This is a genomic window from Achromobacter pestifer (assembly GCF_013267355.1).
Taxonomy (GTDB): Bacteria; Pseudomonadota; Gammaproteobacteria; order Burkholderiales; family Burkholderiaceae_B; genus Achromobacter; species Achromobacter pestifer_A.
Map to the genome: position 1 here is coordinate 6409171 of NZ_CP053985.1, position 17667 is coordinate 6426837.

At 68.3% G+C, this 17667-nt stretch carries 15 protein-coding genes; 11 read left to right on the forward strand and 4 right to left on the reverse strand.

What is annotated here, in order from left to right:
- Positions 1-33 precede the first annotated feature (33 nt).
- From FOC84_RS30195 to FOC84_RS30235, 9 genes are all read left to right on the forward strand, one after another.
- Positions 34-1029, forward strand: coding sequence for a TRAP transporter substrate-binding protein (locus tag FOC84_RS30195; protein ID WP_173148814.1), 996 nt, complete (start codon positions 34-36; stop codon positions 1027-1029).
- Positions 1029-1508, forward strand: a complete 480-nt coding sequence (locus FOC84_RS30200) for a TRAP transporter small permease (protein ID WP_173148816.1) — start codon at positions 1029-1031, stop codon at positions 1506-1508. Before FOC84_RS30195 ends, FOC84_RS30200 begins: the two co-directional genes overlap by 1 nt.
- Before the next feature lie 4 nt (positions 1509-1512).
- The gene (locus FOC84_RS30205; protein WP_173148818.1) at positions 1513-2796 is read left to right on the forward strand and encodes a TRAP transporter large permease; all 1284 of its coding nucleotides are present in this window, start codon (positions 1513-1515) and stop codon (positions 2794-2796) included.
- Positions 2793-3722, forward strand: a complete 930-nt coding sequence (locus FOC84_RS30210) for an HpcH/HpaI aldolase/citrate lyase family protein (protein ID WP_173148820.1) — start codon at positions 2793-2795, stop codon at positions 3720-3722. Before FOC84_RS30205 ends, FOC84_RS30210 begins: the two co-directional genes overlap by 4 nt.
- On the forward strand, positions 3719-5431 hold the full coding sequence (locus FOC84_RS30215) for a thiamine pyrophosphate-binding protein (RefSeq protein WP_173148822.1): 1713 nt from the start codon (positions 3719-3721) through the stop codon (positions 5429-5431). Before FOC84_RS30210 ends, FOC84_RS30215 begins: the two co-directional genes overlap by 4 nt.
- Before the next feature lie 17 nt (positions 5432-5448).
- Complete coding sequence (locus FOC84_RS30220) at positions 5449-6699, forward strand: Zn-dependent hydrolase (protein WP_173148824.1); 1251 nt, start codon at positions 5449-5451, stop codon at positions 6697-6699.
- Positions 6696-8192 carry an aldehyde dehydrogenase gene (locus FOC84_RS30225; RefSeq protein ID WP_173148826.1) on the forward strand — a complete coding sequence of 499 codons (1497 nt, stop codon included), beginning with the start codon at positions 6696-6698 and terminating at the stop codon, positions 8190-8192. The genes FOC84_RS30220 and FOC84_RS30225 overlap by 4 nt, the downstream gene beginning before the upstream one ends.
- Before the next feature lie 271 nt (positions 8193-8463).
- Positions 8464-9420 (forward strand): Bug family tripartite tricarboxylate transporter substrate binding protein, encoded by a 957-nt coding sequence (locus FOC84_RS30230; protein ID WP_173148828.1) that lies wholly within the window; start codon positions 8464-8466, stop codon positions 9418-9420.
- 16 nt (positions 9421-9436) lie between these two features.
- Entirely contained in the window at positions 9437-10180 is a 744-nt protein-coding gene (locus FOC84_RS30235) for a class II aldolase/adducin family protein (RefSeq protein ID WP_173148830.1), read from the forward strand.
- Between the two features lie 8 nt (positions 10181-10188).
- Here the strand turns inward: FOC84_RS30235 and FOC84_RS30240 are convergent, their stop codons facing one another.
- Positions 10189-11874, reverse strand: a complete 1686-nt coding sequence (locus tag FOC84_RS30240) for a thiamine pyrophosphate-dependent enzyme (RefSeq protein WP_173148832.1) — start codon at positions 11872-11874, stop codon at positions 10189-10191.
- 161 nt (positions 11875-12035) lie between these two features.
- Here FOC84_RS30240 and FOC84_RS30245 point away from each other — a divergent pair, with 161 nt between their 5' ends.
- Positions 12036-12995 (forward strand): LysR family transcriptional regulator, encoded by a 960-nt coding sequence (locus tag FOC84_RS30245; RefSeq protein WP_173148834.1) that lies wholly within the window; start codon positions 12036-12038, stop codon positions 12993-12995.
- A 58-nt stretch (positions 12996-13053) separates the two neighbouring features.
- Here the strand turns inward: FOC84_RS30245 and FOC84_RS30250 are convergent, their stop codons facing one another.
- Positions 13054-13410: a hypothetical protein gene (locus FOC84_RS30250; protein ID WP_173148836.1), complete on the reverse strand. Its 357-nt coding sequence runs from the start codon at positions 13408-13410 to the stop codon at positions 13054-13056.
- Positions 13411-13550: 140 nt separating this feature from the next.
- Complete coding sequence (locus tag FOC84_RS30255) at positions 13551-14528, reverse strand: Bug family tripartite tricarboxylate transporter substrate binding protein (RefSeq protein WP_173148838.1); 978 nt, start codon at positions 14526-14528, stop codon at positions 13551-13553.
- A gap of 289 nt (positions 14529-14817) precedes the next feature.
- Here FOC84_RS30255 and kdgD point away from each other — a divergent pair, with 289 nt between their 5' ends.
- Positions 14818-15732, forward strand: coding sequence for a 5-dehydro-4-deoxyglucarate dehydratase (gene kdgD, locus FOC84_RS30260; RefSeq protein ID WP_173148840.1), 915 nt, complete (start codon positions 14818-14820; stop codon positions 15730-15732).
- Positions 15733-15764: 32 nt separating this feature from the next.
- Here kdgD and ilvA read toward each other — a convergent pair whose 3' ends face one another.
- Complete coding sequence (ilvA, locus tag FOC84_RS30265) at positions 15765-17351, reverse strand: threonine ammonia-lyase, biosynthetic (protein WP_173148842.1); 1587 nt, start codon at positions 17349-17351, stop codon at positions 15765-15767.
- Positions 17352-17667 lie beyond the last annotated feature (316 nt).

Here is a 17667-nt window from a genome sequence, read left to right on the forward strand (position 1 = left end):
CCTACCCATCCCCCCTGCTCCCGGAGTTCCGCCATGACCACCGCTCCTCAAAAGAAACAGACCCTGCTGGCCGCCGCCCTGCTCGCCCTCGCCGGCCTGGCGCCGCTGTCGGCCCACGCCCTGGACATCAAGCTCGGCCACGTGCTGGCCCCCAGCCACAGCTGGAACAAGGCCGCGGAAGGGTTCGCCGCCGAAGTGAAGGAAAAGACCGCCGGCCGCGTCAATTTCGTGCTGTTCCCCAGCGGCCAGCTGGGCAATGAAAAGACCATGCTCGAAGGCCTGCAGATCGGCAGCCAGGGCGCGGCCATCATCGGCTCCGGTTCGCTGCAGCCCATCGAACCCAAGTTCGGCGTGGTGGAACTGCCCTACACCTGGTCCACCTCGCAACAGGCCTACAAGGCATTCGACGGCGAGCTGGGCGTAGCGCTGGCCAAGCTGGCCGACAAGAAAAACCTGACCATCATCTCGTGGTGGGAAAACGGCTTTCGCCACGTCACCAACAACCGCGGGGCCGTCAACAAGCCCGCCGACCTGGCCGGCCTGAAGACCCGCGTCACGCCCGACAAGATGCGGCTGGACACCTTCACCGCCCTGGGCGCCAACCCCGCGCCGCTGGCCTTCGGCGAGCTGTATTCGGCCTTGCAGCAGAAGGTGTTCGACGCGCAAGAAAACCCGCTGTCCATCATCTACACCTCGTCCTTCTTCGAGGTGCAGAAATACCTGTCGCTGACCGGCCACGTCTGGGGCCCGGCCAACCTGATCATCTCCAAGCCGGTGTGGAACCGCATTTCGGCCGATGACAAGAAGATCGTGCAGGCGGCCGCCGACAAGTGGCGCGATGCCCAGCGCCAGATGATCACCGACGGCGACCAGCAGTTCATCGCCCAGCTGAAGGACAAGGGCATGCAGGTCAATGAAGTCGACAAGCCCGCCTTCGCCGCCGCGGTGGCGCCGGTGTGGAAGACCTACTCGGTCACCTACGGCCCCGAGTTGATGGCGCTGGTACAGAAGTACCGCGAGGCCAAGTAATGCTCAACCGACTGTCCGCGATCCTGTCGGGCATCAGCAAGGCCTTCGCCGCCCTGGCGGTGGCCTTGCTGGCGATCCTGATCTCCTACGTGGTGTTCGCCCGCTTCGTCACCCACACCACGCCGCACTGGGCCGAGGAACTGCCGCGCCTGGTGCTGGTGTGGTCCGCCTTCATCGGCGGCGTCACCTGCAGCTTCGAGCGTTCGCACCTGATGGCCGGGCTGCTGCCCTTCGTGGTGCGCAACCCCCGCATCCTGAACGCCTTCGAACGCATCAACCAGGCGCTCATCATCGTCGGCCTGGCGGCGCTGGGCTACGCCGGCTGGCAGCTGGCCGAACTGACCATGGACCAGACCCTGCCCGCGCTGGACGTGTCGGCCGGCGCCGTCTATCTGGCGCTGCCCGTCGCCTGCGCCATCACCATCGTGGTGCACCTGGCGCAACTGTTCTCCGCCGCTCCCGCCGCTGCAAAGGATTAACAAGATGTCTACGGGTGCTCTCTTCCTGATGGGCGTGTTCACGATCACGGTGCTGATCGACATGCCCATCGCTTTCGGACTGGTGCTGTCCTGCCTGGCCTATCTGGCGGTCTTCGACTCCGCGCCCATGATGGTGGCGGCGCAGCAGTACGTGGTGGGGCTGGACAGCTTCACACTGCTGGCGATTCCGCTCTTCATCCTGGCCGCGCAGCTGATGAACGGCGCCGGCCTGACCCAGCGCATCGTGCGCCTGTGCGCCGCCATCGTCGGCGACATCAAGGGCGGCCTGGCGGTGGTGGCCGTGCTGGCCTGCCTGATGTTCGGCGCGCTGTCGGGCTCGGGCGTGGCTGACGTGGTCGCCATCGGCAGCCTGCTGCTGCCGGCCATGGCCCGCAGCGGCTATGACAAGGGCTTTTCTTGCGCCCTGGTCGGCAGCGCCGGCGCCACCTCCACCATCATCCCGCCCAGCATCGTGCTGATCGTCTACGGCACCATCACCGACACCTCGGTGGGCAAGCTGTTCGTGGCCGGCATCATCCCGGGCATCCTGCTGGGGCTGTCGCTGATCGGCGTGGCCATCTGGCAATCGCGCAAGCACAACTGGGCCGGTGGTCAGCCGTTCAGCTGGTCCGAGTTGCGCGCCGCCGCCATCGACGCGCTGCCCGCCCTGATGGTGCCGGTGCTGATCATCGGCGGCATCCGCTTCGGCATCTTCACCGCCACCGAGGCCGCCTCCAGCGCCATCATCTACGCCTTGCTGATCGGCTTCTTCTGGTACCGCACGCTGAGCCTGAAGTCGCTGTGGGACAACCTGAAGTCCACCGGCGAAAGCAGCGCCTCCATCCTGCTCATCATCGGCGCGTCGGGCCTGTTCGCCTGGGTGCTGGTGGCCGAACAGGTGCCGCAGGCGCTGTCCACGCTGCTGGTGGACTGGACCGACAGCAAGACCGCCGTGCTGCTGGTGCTGACCGTGGTGCTGCTGCTTCTGGGAACCTTCATGGAAGCGATCCCGGTCATCATCATCGTGGCCCCGGTCGTGATGCCGGTGCTGGCGCACTACAACATCGATCCGGTGCACTTCGGCATCCTGCTGTCGATCAATATGGCCATCGGCGCCAACACGCCGCCGGTCGGGGTCGACCTGATGGCCGCGTGCAAGATCGGCGGCATCAACATGATGCAGACCCTGCGCCCGCTGTCCTGGATGATGCTGGCCATGACCGCGGTCATGCTGCTGCTGACTTTCGTACCCGAACTGGTGCTGTTCCTGCCGAGGCACGTGCAATGACCCCTATCGCCCCCTCCCGCCGCCCCCCCTTCCTGCGCCGCAGCTGGATGTTCGTGCCCGGCCTGGACCAGACCGCCCAAGCCGACGGCCTGGCCAGCGGCGCCGATGCGCTGGTCGCGGACCTGGAAGAATTCACCGCCCCGGCGGACCGTCCGGCCGCGCGCCCCGTCATCGCGGCACTGTTCGCCCGCTGCCGCGCCCAGGGCGTGGTGGCCGCGGTGCGCATCAACAAGCTCGAGGACGACGGCATGGCCGACCTGCGCGGCGTCATGCCGGGCGCGCCGGACGCCGTGTTCCTGCCGCACGCCGAAAGCGCGGCCCAGATCGCCGCGCTGGACCAGGCGATCGGCGCGCTGGAAGCCGAGCTGGGCCTGCCCGCCGGCAGCACCGAAATCGTGCCCACCCTGGAATCGGCGCTGGGCCTGCACCGCGCCTACGACATCCTGACCGCCAGCCCGCGCGTGTCCGCCTGCCTGCTGGCCGCCGAGGACCTCACCGCCAGCCTGGGCGCCGAGCGCGGCAAGGATGGAATCGAACTGCACCACCTGCGCGCCCGCTTCCTGCTGGACTGCACGGCGGCAGGCTGCCTGCCCATCGACTGCCCGTTCAACTATCGCGACATGCCGGCGCTGGAAGCCGACGTGCGCTGGGCGCGCCGCCTGGGCCTGAAGTCCAAGTGCGCCACCGTGGCCGACCAGGTCAAGCTGATCCACGCCGTGTTCACGCCCGCCCCGGACGAGGTCGCGGCCGCGCATGATTGCGTCGCCCGCTATGAAGCCCAGCGCGCCGGCCGCCACGACGCCGAGCGCATCGATCCGCCTGTCTACAACACCGCGCGCCGCCTGTTGGCGCGCCATCACCAATTCGAACGATGGGCCGCCGAGCGCCGCGCGCAGGCCGTCCCGCAACAAGGAGACTCCGCATGACGTCAGCCGCAATTCCCGAACGCAATGGCGGTCAGATCCTGATGCAGCAGCTGCGCATCCATGGCGCGCGCCGCGTGTTCATGATCCCCGGCGAAAGCTATCTGCCCTGCATCGACGCGCTCAACGACCACACCGATGCCATCGAAGCCATCGTCTGCCGCCAGGAAAGCGGCGCGGCCTACATGGCGGAAGCCTACGGCAAGCTGACCGGCGAGCCCGGCATCTGCTTCGTCACGCGCGGCCCGGGCGCCACCAACGCCAGCATCGGCGTGCACACCGCCTTCCAGGACTCCACGCCGATGATCCTGTTCGTGGGCCAGGTGGGCAACGACTTCATGGAGCGCGAAGCCTTCCAGGAGATCGACTACCGCCGCATGTTCGGCCAGATGGCCAAGTGGGTGGCGCAGATCGACCGCACCGACCGCATCCCCGAGTACATCTCGCGCGCCTTCGCGGTGGCGACCAGCGGCCGTCCCGGCCCCGTGGTGCTGGCCCTGCCCGAGGACACGCTGTGGGGCCGCGCCCGCGTGGCCGACCTGCCGCGCTACCCGCGCGTGCACAGCCATCCCGGCGCCGCCGACCTGGCCCGCCTGACCCAATTGCTGGACGCCGCCGAACGCCCCTTCCTGCTGCTGGGCGGCAACGGCTGGCACCAGACCGCCATCGACCAGATCGCCGGTTTCGCCGAACGCTTCGAGCTGCCGGTGGGCACCGCCTGGCGCCGCCTGGAGTGCTTCGACCAGCGCCACCCCAACGCCGCCGGCCATGTCGGCTGGGCCATGACGCCGGAGCTGCGCCAGCGCCTGCGCGACGCCGACCTGGTGCTGGCCGTGGGCACGCGCATGGGCGAGGCCACGACCGAAGGCTATACCGTCATCGAGAGCCCGCTGCCGCGCCAGCAGCTCATCCATGTGTATCCGGACGCCGCCGAACTGGGCCGCGTGTTCTCGCCGACCCAGGCCATCGTGGCCGACGTGGCCAGCTTCGCCGCAAGCGTGGCCGGCCTGGCTCCCGGCCACAAGGCAGCGCGCGGCGAGGCGGTGCGCGCCGCGCACCAGGAACTGGTCGACAGTCTCAAGCCGCTGTCCTCGCCGGGCCCGATGAGCCTGGACCAGGCCGCCGCCTACGTCGACGCGCATGTCCCCGCCGACGCCTGCATCACCGTGGGCGCGGGCAATTACGCGCTGTATCCGCATCGCTATCGCCGCTATGCCGGGCCGGGCACCAGCCTCACGCCCACCGTGGGCTCCATGGGCTACGGTCTGCCGGCAGCCATTTCGGCCAAGCTGGAAGACCGCAAGCGCACGGTGGTCTGCTATGCCGGCGACGGCTGCTTCCAGATGAACATGCAGGAACTGGGCGTGGCCCTGCAATACCGCCTGGGCGTGGTCGTGCTGGTATTCAACAACGGCATCTGGGGCACCATCCGCGCGCACCAGGAACGCGAGTTCCCGGCCCGCACCATCGCGCTGTCCTTCGAGAATCCGGACTTCACCCAGATCATCCGTGGTTACGGCGGCTACGGCGAGGCCGTGGAAGACACCGCCAGCTTCGGCCCCGCATTCGAGCGCGCGCTGGCCTTTGCCGAACGCGAAAACATGCCGGCCCTGCTGGAAATACGCTACGACGCCAACGGCATTTCGCCGGGCGAAACCCTGATGGGCATCCGCGAGGCGGCGCTGGCCCGCAACGCGGCCGCCAGCCACTGACACCGAGGAACTCCACCATGACGACGACACTCTCCATCAACGGACAGCGGCTGTGGCAGTCGCTGATGGCCCTGGCGCAGATCGGCGCCACGCCCAAGGGCGGCAACTGCCGGCTGGCGCTGACCGCGCTGGACGGCCAGGGCCGCGACCTGGTCACCGGCTGGATGCGCGACGCCGGCCTGACGCTGCGCGTGGACCAGGTGGGCAACATCTTCGCCCGCCGCGCCGGCCGCAACAATGATCTGCCGCCGGTCATGACCGGCAGCCACATCGACACCCAGCCCACCGGCGGCAAGTTCGACGGCTGCTACGGCGTGCTGGCGGGCCTGGAGGTCATGCGCACGCTGAACGACCACGGCGTGGTCACGGAGGCACCGCTGGAAGTGGCCATCTGGACCAACGAGGAAGGCTCGCGCTTCGTGCCCGTGATGATGGGTTCGGGCGTGTTCGCCGGCAAGTTCCCGCTGGAAGTGGCGCTGACCGCGACCGACCGCGATGGCAAGTCGGTGGCCGGCGAGTTGGCCGCCATCGGCTATGCCGGCACGGACCCCGTGGGCGGCCGCCCGGTGGGGGCCTACTTCGAGGCCCACATCGAGCAGGGCCCGATCCTGGAGCACGAGGAAAAAGTGGTCGGCGTGGTGACCGGGTCGCTCGGCCTGCGCTGGTATGACGTGACCGTGACCGGCATGGAAATGCATGCCGGCCCCACCCCCATGCCGATCCGCCGCGATGCGCTGTACGCCGCCAGCTTCCTGCTGCAGGCGGTGGTGGACATCGCCAACGGCAACCAGCCGCATGGCCGCGGCACCGTGGGCGAGATCCACGCGCACCCCGGTTCGCGCAACGTCATCCCGGGCCAGGTGCGCTTCACGGTGGACCTGCGCCACGAGGACGAAGCCACGCTCACCCGCATGGACCAGCGCTGGCACGAAATCTGCACGGAAATCGCGCAGCGCCACAACGTGGCCGTGGACGTGAAGCACGTGCAGTATTTCCCGCCCACGCCGTTCGACCTGGACCTGGTGGGCAAGGTGCGCGACGGCGCCGCGAGCCGCGGCCTGGCCGCCATGGACATCGTCACCGGCGCCGGCCACGACGCGGTCTACATGGCCGCCGTCACGCCCACCGCCATGATCTTCGTGCCCTGCAAGGACGGCGTCAGCCACAACGAGATCGAGGACGCCAAGCCCGCCGACCTGGAGGCGGGCTGCAACGTGCTGCTCGACGCCATGGTGGCGCGCGCCAACGCCCAGGAGGCCCGCTCATGAGCCAGGACGCCGCCTACTGGCGCGCCCGCGCCGCCGCGCTCGCTTTCAACGGCCAGGCCTATATCGACGGCGCCTATTGCGGCGCGGCCGACGGCGCCACCTTCCCCGCCATCAGTCCGATAGACGGACGCAAGCTGGCCGACGTGGCCGCCTGCGGCTCCGCCGACGTGGACCGCGCCGTGCAGGCCGCCCGCCGCGCCTTCGAGGCCGGCGTCTGGAGCGGCCTGGCGCCGCGCCAGCGCAAGCAGCATCTGCTGCGCCTGGCCGCGCTGATCGAGGAGCACCGCGAGGAGCTCGCGCTGCTGGAAACGCTGGACATGGGCAAGCCCATCCGCGACGCGCTGGCCTTCGACGTGCCGGAGACGGCGCGCTGCTACGCCTGGTACGCCGAAGCCATCGACAAGATCTACGACGAGATCGCCCCCACCGGCCCGGACGCGCTGGCCACCATCACGCGCGAGGCCCTGGGCGTGGTCGCGGCGGTGGTGCCTTGGAACTACCCCTTGATGATGGCCGCCTGGAAGGTCGCGCCGGCGCTGGCCGCCGGCAACAGCGTCATCCTCAAGCCGGCCGAACAGGCTTCGCTGTCGGCCATCCGGCTGGCGGCGCTGGCCGAGGAAGCCGGGATTCCCGCCGGCGTCTTCAGCGTGCTGCCCGGACTAGGCGCGCAGGCCGGCCAAGCGCTGGGCCTGCATCCCGACGTGGACTGCATCGCCTTCACCGGGTCGACGGCCACCGGCAAGCGGTTCATGGAATATTCGGGACAATCGAACCTGAAGCGCGTGTGGCTGGAGTGCGGCGGCAAGTCGCCGCACATCGTGTTCGAGGACTGCCCGGACCTGGACCGTGCCGCCCAGGCCGCGGCGCTCGCCATCTTTTCCAACCAAGGTGAAGTCTGCATCGCGGGCTCGCGCTTGTACGTGCAGGACGGCATCTACGACGCCTTCATGGCCAAGGTCGCGGACCATGCCGCCGCGCTGCAGCCGGGCGATCCGCTGGATCCCGCCACCGCCATGGGCGCCATGGTCGACGAACGCCAGATGCGCGGCGTGCTGGCCCGCATCGAAGCAGGCGCCGCCGAAGGCGCCCAGCTGCGCATGGGCGGCCGCCAGGCCCGTGGCGCCACCGGCGGCTACTACATCGAGCCGACCATCTTCGATTGCGCCGGCCAGGACAACAGCCTGGTGCGCGAGGAGATCTTCGGCCCGGTGCTGGCCGCGCAGCGCTTCGCCACCGAGGACGACGCAGTGCGGCTGGCCAACGACTCCATCTACGGCCTGGGCGCCGGGCTCTGGACCGCCAACCTGTCGCGCGCCCACCGCCTCTCGCGCCGCCTGCGCGCGGGCCTGGTGTGGGTCAACTGCTACGCCGACGGCGACATCACCGTGCCTTTCGGCGGCGTCAAACAGTCCGGTTTCGGCCGCGACAAGTCGTTGCACGCGCTGGACAAGTACAGCGACCTGAAGACGACCTGGATCAGCCTGACGGTTTGATCCCCGGGGCGGACGCCTGCACGACGTCCGCCATCCATGCCATTTCGCGTTATCTGCTTGGCCGCCCGCGCCATTGAAGGCGGCCGGCCCTTGTGCGACCTTGAACGGCGACGGCCTGCCCACCAGGGCGCCGTTGCGGGCAAGCGCAGGCGCTCTCCCGCCATCAGAACCATGACGGGAGACAACCATGCGCAATGCGATAAGGCGAGGCGGAAGGCAATCCGCCCCCGGGGCAGTTCCACCATCGTGGCGGCGAGCCGCGCTGGCGGCCATGCTGGCCGCTTCGGCCTGGGCCGCGGCCGGGCCGGCTTGGGCGCAAGCCCCCTATCCCGCCAAGCCGGTCACCATCCTGGTAGGATTCCCGCCCGGCACGGCCACCGACACCGTCGCCCGCATGGTCGGCGACCGCCTGGCGCAACGCCTGGGCCAGCAGTTCATCGTCGAGAACAAGCCCGGCGCGGGCGGCTCCATCGCCGCCGGCCTGGGTGCGCGGGCCAAGCCCGACGGCTATACGCTCATGATCGGCGCATCCGCGCCGCAGGCCATCAACCCGCACGTCTATCCCAACCTGAACTACGACGCGCGCAAGGATTTCGCGCCCATCGGTCTGCTGACCTGGTTGCCCTACCTGTTCGTCGTCAGCCCGGACAACCCGGCCAACAACCTGAAGGACTTCCTCGCGGCCGTGAAGGCCAAGCCCAACCAGTACACCTACGCCACCACCGGCGTGGGCACCACCAGCCACCTGGTGACCTCGGTGCTGCTGGCCAAGGCCGGCGCCAGCATGATCCATGTGCCCTACAAGGGCAGCAGCCAGGCGCAGACCGACATCGTGGGCGGGCGGACCTATGCCACCTTCGACACCATGGTGTCCTCGCTGGCGCTGGTGAAGGCCGGCCGCCTGAAAGCGATCGCCGTCAGCACGCCGCAGCGGGTCGCGAGCCTGCCCGACGTGCCCACCGTCGCCGAACAGGGCTACCCCGGCTTCGACATGGGCGCCTGGCTGGGCCTGATCGCGCCCGCCGGCATTCCGCCCGAGATCCAGCAGAAGCTGGCCGCCGAGGTCAACACCGTGTTGGCGGATCCGGCCGTGCGCGACAAGCTGGCGGACCTGGGCGCCCAGGTCCGCACCACCGCCACGCCGGCCGAGTTCGGCGCGCTGATGAAATCCGAATACGAGTCGTGGGGCAAGGTGGTCCGCGACTTCAACGTCAAAGCCAGCGACTGAACAGGAGAGCCGAACCATGCATAGCGCCATGAGCCCCGCGGAACGCGACACCCGTATTCAACTGGCCGCCTGCTACCGGCTGGTGTCCCACTTCGGCATGAGCGATCTTATCTACAACCACATCACTGCGCGCATCCCCGGGCCGGAGGGGCATCTGCTGATCAACCCCTACGGCATGATGTACGACGAAATCACCGCGTCCAGCCTGGTCAAGATAGACCTGGACGGGAACGTGCTCGGCAATCAGGGCGAGTACGGCATCAACGCGGCCGGCTATGTCATCCATAGCGCCGTGCACGGCGCGCGCCACGACGTGCAGTGCGTCATCCATACGCATACGCGGGCCGGCATGGCGGTGTCGGCGCTGCAATGCGGCTTGCTGCCGCTGACCCAGACCGCCATGCGCTTCGCCAAGATCCCCTACCACGACTATGAGAGCGTGGCCATCGACCTGGACGAGCGCGCGCGGCTGGTAGCGGACCTGGGCCAATCCGAGGCGATGATCCTGCGCAACCACGGCTTGCTCGCCGTGGGCCCGAGCATCGCGCAGGCGTTCAACACGCTGTATTGGCTGGAGATGGCCTGCAAGGCGCAGGTCGACGCCCTGGCCGCCAATCGCGAACTCTGCATGCCGCCGCCAGAGGTCGTCGAGAAGACCTGGCACCTGTATCAGCCGACCACCCGCCGCCCCTTCGGCGAACTGGAATGGCCGGCCATGCTGCGCCTGATGGACAGGAAGGATCCGGGCTACCGCGACTGAGCCCTTGGCTAGCCGCGCCCCAGGAGGTCGATGCCGGCCGCGCTGTCCGCGCCGTCCGGCAGGATGGCCGCGAGGCTGGTCTTGACCTCCAGGAAGTACGGGGCGGCCGAGGCCAGCCCCCGGGCGATGGCGGCGGCCACCTGGTCGGTACGCGTGACGTACTCGGCCTGCATGCCGAAGGCGCGCGCCATCATCGTGAAATCGGGGCTGGCGAGATTGGTGCCCGCATAACGTCCGGGATAGCTGCGCGCCTGATGCAGACGGATGGAGCCATAACAATGATTGTTGGAGACGATGAAGAACACCGGCAGTCCGCGCTCGGCCGCGGCCATCATCTCGTTGCCCGTCATCATGAAGCCGCCGTCGCCCGCCATGCACACGACCTTGCTTTGTGGGTTGCGCAGCTGCGAGGCGATCGCCGCCGGCGTGCCATAACCCATCGCTCCGGACTGCGAGGCCATCAGCCGCTGCGGGTAGACGAAAGGAAAATGGCGGTACACCGGCGCGGCGAAGGTGCCCGCATCCAGGCAGACCATGAGGTCGGGCGGCGCCTGCTCGGCCAGGGCGCGGACCACGGACACGAACGGCACGCCGTCATCCGCCTTGGGGCTGGGCCAGGCGGCAGCGCGTTCGCGGATGGCGCGCAAGGACGCCGACCAATCGCCGCGCGCCGCGCCGCCCGTCGCGGGCAAGGCCGCCAATGCCTGCGCGGTGGCGACCGGATCGCCGATAATGCCGACGTCGGCCGAAAAATGCTGATTCAGAATGTGCGCGTCGACATGGCAATGCACCAGGGTCTGCGACGGCCTGGGATAGCGCGGAAAGGTGTAGCCCTGCGTGGTGATGTCGCCCAGGCGCGTGCCCAGGGCCAGGATCAAGTCGCTGGCATCGAAGGCCGCGACCTGGGCGGCCGGCGTCGCCAGGTCCAGGTCGCCCGCGTACAGCGGGTGCGTGTTCGGGAAGATGTCGTGCTGGCGGAACGATACCGCCACCGGTATGCCGTGCCGTTCAGCCAACAGACGCAAGGCGTCGCGGCCGCCCGGCGCATTGAATGCGCCGCCGGCGATGATGAGCGGCTTGCGGGCGGCGTCCAGCAGGGCTTGCAGCCGATCCAGCGTGGCGGGCGCCGGCCGCGCCGGACTGGACGGCTCCGCGACCCAGCCCGGTTGCGGCGCCATCGCCTGCTGCACGTCCTCGGGCACCACCAGTACGACGGGCCCGGGCGTCCCGGAGACGGCCACGCGCAGAGCCTTCCAGGCGGCCCAGGCCAGATCCTCGGGCGCGGCGACCTCGTGCACCCATTTGGCGATGGAGCCGAACATCTTCTGATAGTCGATTTCCTGGAAGGCCTCCTTGCGCAAGTCCTTGCGGGGCACCTGTCCGATCAGCAGGATCAGCGGCACGCCGTCCTGCTGCGCGGCATGCACGCCTATGGCCGCGTTCGCCGCCCCCGGTCCCCTCGACACCATGACCACGCCCGGCCGGCCCGTCAACCGGCCGTCGGCGCACGCCATGAAGCTAGCGCCGCCTTCGTGCCTGCAGGTCACCACATCGATGCCCGGAAAATCATGCAAGGCGTCGAGCACGCCCAGATAGCTTTCGCCGGGGACCAGGAAGACGCGGTCGATACCGTTGCCGGCAAAGACCCCGAGCAAGGCGTGGGAAGACGTGTTCAGTTCGGAAGCAGGTGTCATGGATGGCCGTAAACCTAGGGCAAGCGCGCAGGCGCGGGTCTGATACGCAGGAATTCTAGGATGGCTGGCGGCAGGCCATGTAGGCATACTGTGCCTATCAGATATACAAAAAACGCACACAAGGAGGGGCTGCCCGCAAGCGCTGGCGGCAAGACATCGCGATGGACCTACGCAAGATCGAGAACCTGATCCACGTGGCCGATTCGGGCAGCTTCTCCAAGGCCGCTTCGGTGCTGGGCATCGCGCAATCCGCGCTGGGCCGCCAGGTCAGGAAGCTGGAAGACGAATGCGGTTGCGCCCTGCTTTACCGCAACGGCCGCGGCGTATCCCTGACGCCGGAAGGCGAGAAACTGCTGGATAGCCTGCGCCCCTTGCTGGCGCAAATGGCGCGGGTCGTGACCGAATTCCACGACGAGCAGAAATCGCCCTCGGGCCAGGTCACCCTGGGCCTCACGCCCACGCTGTCCCATATGGTCGGCATGCCGCTGGTGGCGGAAATATGGAAACGCCATCCGCGCATCCAGTTGAACGTCATCACCGGCTACAGCGGCTATGTGCATGAATGGCTGGCCAGCGCCCGCGTCGACATCGCCGTGCTGCACGACGCGCGGCGGTCACAGCATGTCATCGTCGATCCCCTGGCCGAGCTGGACCTGGCGCTGGTTTCGCCGGCGCAGAATCTGTCGCCCGCCGCGCGCGCCCAGTCCTGCATCGACTTCGCGCAGATTAGCGGCCTGCCGCTGGCGCTGCCCACGCGCAGCCACGGCCTGCGCCGCACGCTGGAACAGGCGGCGGCGCACGCGGATGCGCCCTTGAACGTCGTGTTCGAAATGGACGCGCTGGAACTGATGAAGGAAATCGTGCTGAACGGACTGGCCCACACGGTCCTGGCCCTGCCCGCGGTGGTGGGCGAGTTGAACAGCGGCCAGCTGGTCGCCCGCAGGATCGTCAACCCCGCCTTGTCCACGCGCCTGATGCTGGCCACCGCATCGAACCGGCCGCTGACGCAGGCGGTGAAGATCGTGCAGGACATCCTGCGGGAGTTGCTGCAGGATAGGGTTCGGGCGGAACCTTATCGGTCGTACATGCGGATGGCGGATGCGCGGTCTGGGCCGCCATGAGCTTGCGGATCGGGGATCCATTTTCCGATTTGCTGGCCGCCTCCCATCCAACACCCGATCATCTTGGCACCGGCAACGGCGGCGCTGGCGTCAGCGGCCCCGTCGGCACGCCACGCTGCGCCGGCATCGGCGGCAGGCGGGATGGCGCCGGGCTCATCCAGCCCGGCTGCCGGCTGGGCCCGCTGGACGGCGGCGCGGGCGGGCCGGGCGGCCGGCCGGCGGTGGCGCATCCGGTGCCCAGGCAGGGTTCCTGGGCCGCGCCCGGATTGACGAGCCTGGGGCATGAAGCGCCGACGCAGGCATCCGGGATGACGCGGGCCGAAGGCGGGGGCTGGGGAACGGCGGCTGCGCCGCCTTGCGCGGCGGCGGGTCCCCAGCAGGCCGCCAGCAGCGCGGCTGCCCAAAGTGGTTTCATGACAGCATGCCCTGCCCCTGAACCGCCGTTGCGCGCAGCATGGCGCCGCGGCTGCACCCGCGTCGCGCCGGGGCCTGAGCGGGCGCGGGACGGCTCCAGTGTGCTCCCGCGCCTGGCGGCCTGTCCAGGCAGGCCCGGCCTCAATCCAGCCGGATGTCGGCGCTTTTCACCACCGAGGCCCAGCGCGCCCGTTCGCTGTTGAAGAACTGCGCCAGTTCGGCGGGATTGCGGGTGACGATTTCCGCGCCCTGTTCGTTCAACTGCGCCTTCACGTCCGGCTGGTTGACGATCTGCGCCATCAGTTCCGACAAGCGGATGGCGACGGGATCGGTCGTCGTCACCGGCGCCATCACCCCCTGCCAGGTGCCGGACTCGAAGCCGGCCACGCCCTGTTCGGAAATGGTCGGGATGTCGGGCACCAGCTGCATGCGTTCGCGCTTGGAGATCGCGATCGGCCGCAGCTTGCCAGCCTTGATGTGGGGCAGCGTAGCCAGCAACCCATTCATGATGACCTGGGTCTGACCGCCGATGGTGTCCGTCACGGCCTGCGAACCGCCCTTGTAAGGCACGTATTCCCATTGCGCGCCCGTGGCCTGCTGCACGGCGACCGCGGCCAGGTGCGGCGCGCTGCCGATGGCGGTCACGGCGAAATTCAGGCGCTGTTTCTTCGACAAGGCCACCAGCTCGGGCACGGTCTTGGCCGGCACGTCGGGATGCACGGCCAGCACGTGCGGCGAATAGGCCAGCATGCCGACCGCCCGCAGATCCGTGGAGGGATCGAAGGACAGCTTGGTGTACACCGAGGGGCTGATCGCCAGCGCCCCCACGTCGCACAGCAGCACGGTATGGCCTTCCTGCGCGGCCTGCACGACCAGGCCGGCGCCCAGGTTGCCGTTGGCCCCAGGCTTGTTCTCGACCACCACGGTCTGTTTCAAGGCGTCGGCCAGGCGCGGCGCGACGATGCGCGCGATGATGTCCGACGAGCCGCCGGGCGGGTAAGGCACGATGATGCGGACCGCGCGCGTCGGCCAGTCGCCCGGCTGCGCCCACGCCGGCAGCCACGGCGACAGGCAAAGCGCCGCGGCGCCGCCCAGGAACTGTCTCTTGCTCGGGTTCATGAAGTCTCCTCTGGAATTGTCTTGTGGACAGTCGCGGCCGCCTGTTGAGGCCGGCCGCTGCGCAGGCCCGCGCCGACCGCGCCTGGTTTTGCCTATGTCATCGTACAACTATGAAAATAATCTTGAAAAGCATAATGTTCTGATATCGGGTATGCACCTATAACGGCTCTTTTCAAGGTGGAAACAACCTTGAGTCGGCGCATTTCATGTTGTACGATGACTTACTTCTAAATTCGGCAACCAGCCGACTCCCGCCGTTCGATGGCGCCCCCATACGGATCAACGCAACATGACCACCCCGCAGGAACTCAAGCACATCGTGTCGGACGGCTTGCTGTCTTTCCCCGTCACCGACTTCGACCAGAACGGCGACTTCAACGCCAGGACCTACGCCCAGCGCCTCGAATGGCTGGCGCCCTACGGCGCGACCGCCCTGTTCGCCGCGGGCGGCACCGGTGAGTTCTTTTCACTGGCGCCAGAGGAGTACTCGGACGTGATCCGCACCGCGGTGCAGACCTGCGCCGGCAAGGTCCCCATCCTGGCCGGCGCGGGCGGCCCGACCCGCACGGCCATCGCCTACGCGCAAGAGGCCGAGCGCCTGGGCGCCAAGGGCATACTGCTGCTGCCCCACTACCTGACCGAAGCCTCGCAGCCGGGCATCGCCGCGCACGTCGAACAGGTCTGCAAGTCCGTGAATATCGGCGTCATCGTCTACAACCGCGCGCAGTCGCGCCTGTCGGCCGACAGCCTGGCGCAGTTGGCCGAGCGCTGCCCCAACCTGGTCGGCTTCAAGGACGGCGTGGGCGACATCGAAGCCATGGTGCGCATCCGCCGCAAGCTGGGCGACCGCTTTTCCTACCTGGGCGGCCTGCCCACGGCCGAGGTCTATGCCGCCGCCTACCGCGCGCTGGGCGTGCCGGTCTATTCGTCGGCGGTGTTCAATTTCGTGCCGCGTACGGCCATGGCGTTCTACCGCGCCGTCGCCGCGGGCGACCACGAAACCAGCAACCGCCTGCTGGACGATTTCTTCCTGCCTTATCTCGATATCCGCAACCGCGTACCCGGATATGCCGTCAGCATCGTCAAGGCCGGCGCCAAACTGGTCGGCCACGACGCGGGTCCCGTGCGCGCGCCCTTGACGGACCTGCTGCCCGCCGAGCTCGACATGCTCGACGGACTGATCCGCAAGCTCGGCCCGCAGTGAGGGGCGCTCCCGGTTGAGCCCAGGCTGCCGGCTCAGATCAGAAACTGGCGGTAGGCCTCGTTGCCGGTTTCCTCGGTGTGGGCGTAACCCAACTGCCGCAGGAATGCGTCCAGCGCGGCGCTGTCGGCCAGCGGCGCCTGGATGCCGACCAGCGCCGAGCTGAATTCCGTGCCCTGGTTGCGGTAGTGGAACAGGCTGATGTTCCAGTTGGGCGCCATCTCGGACAGGAACCTCATCAGCGCGCCGGGACGCTCCGGAAACTCGAAGCGGAACAGGCGTTCGCCGGCCGCCAGCGGCGAACGGCCTCCCACCATGTAGCGGATGTGCTGTTTCGACACTTCGTTGTTGCTCAGGTCGCCGACGGAAAAACCCTGTTCCTGCAGCGCCGCCATGATTTCCGCCGCATCGCCGCGCCGCGTGATCTGCATGCTGACGAAGATATGGGCAGTGCGCGCGTCGGCGATGCGGTAGTTGAATTCCGTCACGCTGCGCTGGCCGATCACGCCGCAGAAGCGGCGGAAGCTGCCGCGCTCCTCCGGCACCGTCACGGCGAAGACCGCTTCGCGCGCCTCGCCGACCTCGGCGCGGTCCGCGACGAAGCGCAGGCGGTCGAAGTTCATGTTGGCGCCCGAGGTCACCGCCACCATGGGCAGGCCTTGCACGCCTTCGCGTTCCACGTACTTCTTCAGCCCGGCCACCGCCAGCGCGCCCGCCGGTTCCAGCACGCTGCGGGTATCCAGGAACACGTCCTTGATCGCCGCGCAGACCGCGTCCGTGTCCACCAGGATGATCTCGTCCAGGTATGCACTGCACAGGCGGAAGGTCTCCTCGCCCACCAGCTTGACGGCCGTGCCGTCCGAGAACAGGCCCACCTCGGGCAGGTTGACCCGCTCGCCCACCTGCATGGACAGGGACATGGCACAAGAATCCTCGGTCTGCACGCCGATGACCTTGACGCCCGGATCCACCGCCTTGATGTAGGTCGCCACCCCCGCGGCCAGCCCGCCGCCGCCGATCGGCACGAAGACGGCATGCAAGGGGCCCGCATGCTGGCGCAGGATCTCCATGCCCACCGTGCCCTGGCCGGCGATCACATAGGGATCGTCGAAGGCCGGGATGAAGGTCAGATCCTGCGCGCTCGCCAGCTTCTGCGCATGGCCGTAGGCGTCGCTATAGGAGTCGCCCGCCTGCACCACCGTCACGGTGGGGCCGCCATGCGCCTTGACGGCATCCACCTTTACCTGCGGCGTGGTCTGCGGCACCACGATAATGGCGCGCACGCCCATCCTGGCGGCCGAGATCGCGACGCCTTGCGCGTGGTTGCCGGCGGACGCCGTGATCACGCCCCGCTCCAGCGCCGCCTGCGGCGTGTTGCGCATCTTGTTGTAGGCGCCGCGGACCTTGAAGGAGAAGACCGCCTGGTTGTCCTCGCGCTTGAAGTAGACCGGGTTGCCCTGCCGGGCGGACAGGCCACGGGCGCGATCCAGTTCGGTTTCGCGGGCGATGTCGTAGATGCGGGCGGTCAGGATCTGCCTCAGGTATTCCATCGGCGAGGCCCGGCCGTCCTGGAATGCGGTCGGCGTGGCGGTTTGCTGGCTGGCTTGCGGGGTGTGGTGCATCTGGCTCTCTGCTTCGGTGTGCTGGCCCGGCAGAGGCGGCCACAAAAAACCCGCCTCGTGGGGCGGGTGGCTGTGACTGTTGCGGTCGCGCGCTAACCCACCATTCCAGGAATGATGGTAATAATCAGCGAAATGCGGACGGCGCGGGAATTCATGGGTACGCAGCTTCCTCCTTGCGCGGCGCTTTGTCAAACGGGCAATCGGCTCCGGCTCGCCCGATTCAATACGTCCCTTTTTAATTTGGCGCCATTATGGCCATATCCCGGCCGAATCCGCGGGTTTTTGCTGCCCAGCAGGCGTATCGCGGTATTACAAT

Coding starts and splice junctions, on each gene's coding strand:
- FOC84_RS30195 (WP_173148814.1), top strand. CDS start 34: ATGACCACCGCTCCTCAAAAGAAACAGACCCTGCTGGCCGCCGCCCTG.
- FOC84_RS30200 (WP_173148816.1), top strand. CDS start 1,029: ATGCTCAACCGACTGTCCGCGATCCTGTCGGGCATCAGCAAGGCCTTC.
- FOC84_RS30205 (WP_173148818.1), top strand. CDS start 1,513: ATGTCTACGGGTGCTCTCTTCCTGATGGGCGTGTTCACGATCACGGTG.
- FOC84_RS30210 (WP_173148820.1), top strand. CDS start 2,793: ATGACCCCTATCGCCCCCTCCCGCCGCCCCCCCTTCCTGCGCCGCAGC.
- FOC84_RS30215 (WP_173148822.1), top strand. CDS start 3,719: ATGACGTCAGCCGCAATTCCCGAACGCAATGGCGGTCAGATCCTGATG.
- FOC84_RS30220 (WP_173148824.1), top strand. CDS start 5,449: ATGACGACGACACTCTCCATCAACGGACAGCGGCTGTGGCAGTCGCTG.
- FOC84_RS30225 (WP_173148826.1), top strand. CDS start 6,696: ATGAGCCAGGACGCCGCCTACTGGCGCGCCCGCGCCGCCGCGCTCGCT.
- FOC84_RS30230 (WP_173148828.1), top strand. CDS start 8,464: ATGCTGGCCGCTTCGGCCTGGGCCGCGGCCGGGCCGGCTTGGGCGCAA.
- FOC84_RS30235 (WP_173148830.1), top strand. CDS start 9,437: ATGCATAGCGCCATGAGCCCCGCGGAACGCGACACCCGTATTCAACTG.
- FOC84_RS30240 (WP_173148832.1), bottom strand. CDS start 11,874: ATGACACCTGCTTCCGAACTGAACACGTCTTCCCACGCCTTGCTCGGG.
- FOC84_RS30245 (WP_173148834.1), top strand. CDS start 12,036: ATGGACCTACGCAAGATCGAGAACCTGATCCACGTGGCCGATTCGGGC.
- FOC84_RS30250 (WP_173148836.1), bottom strand. CDS start 13,410: ATGAAACCACTTTGGGCAGCCGCGCTGCTGGCGGCCTGCTGGGGACCC.
- FOC84_RS30255 (WP_173148838.1), bottom strand. CDS start 14,528: ATGAACCCGAGCAAGAGACAGTTCCTGGGCGGCGCCGCGGCGCTTTGC.
- kdgD (WP_173148840.1), top strand. CDS start 14,818: ATGACCACCCCGCAGGAACTCAAGCACATCGTGTCGGACGGCTTGCTG.
- ilvA (WP_173148842.1), bottom strand. CDS start 17,351: ATGCACCACACCCCGCAAGCCAGCCAGCAAACCGCCACGCCGACCGCA.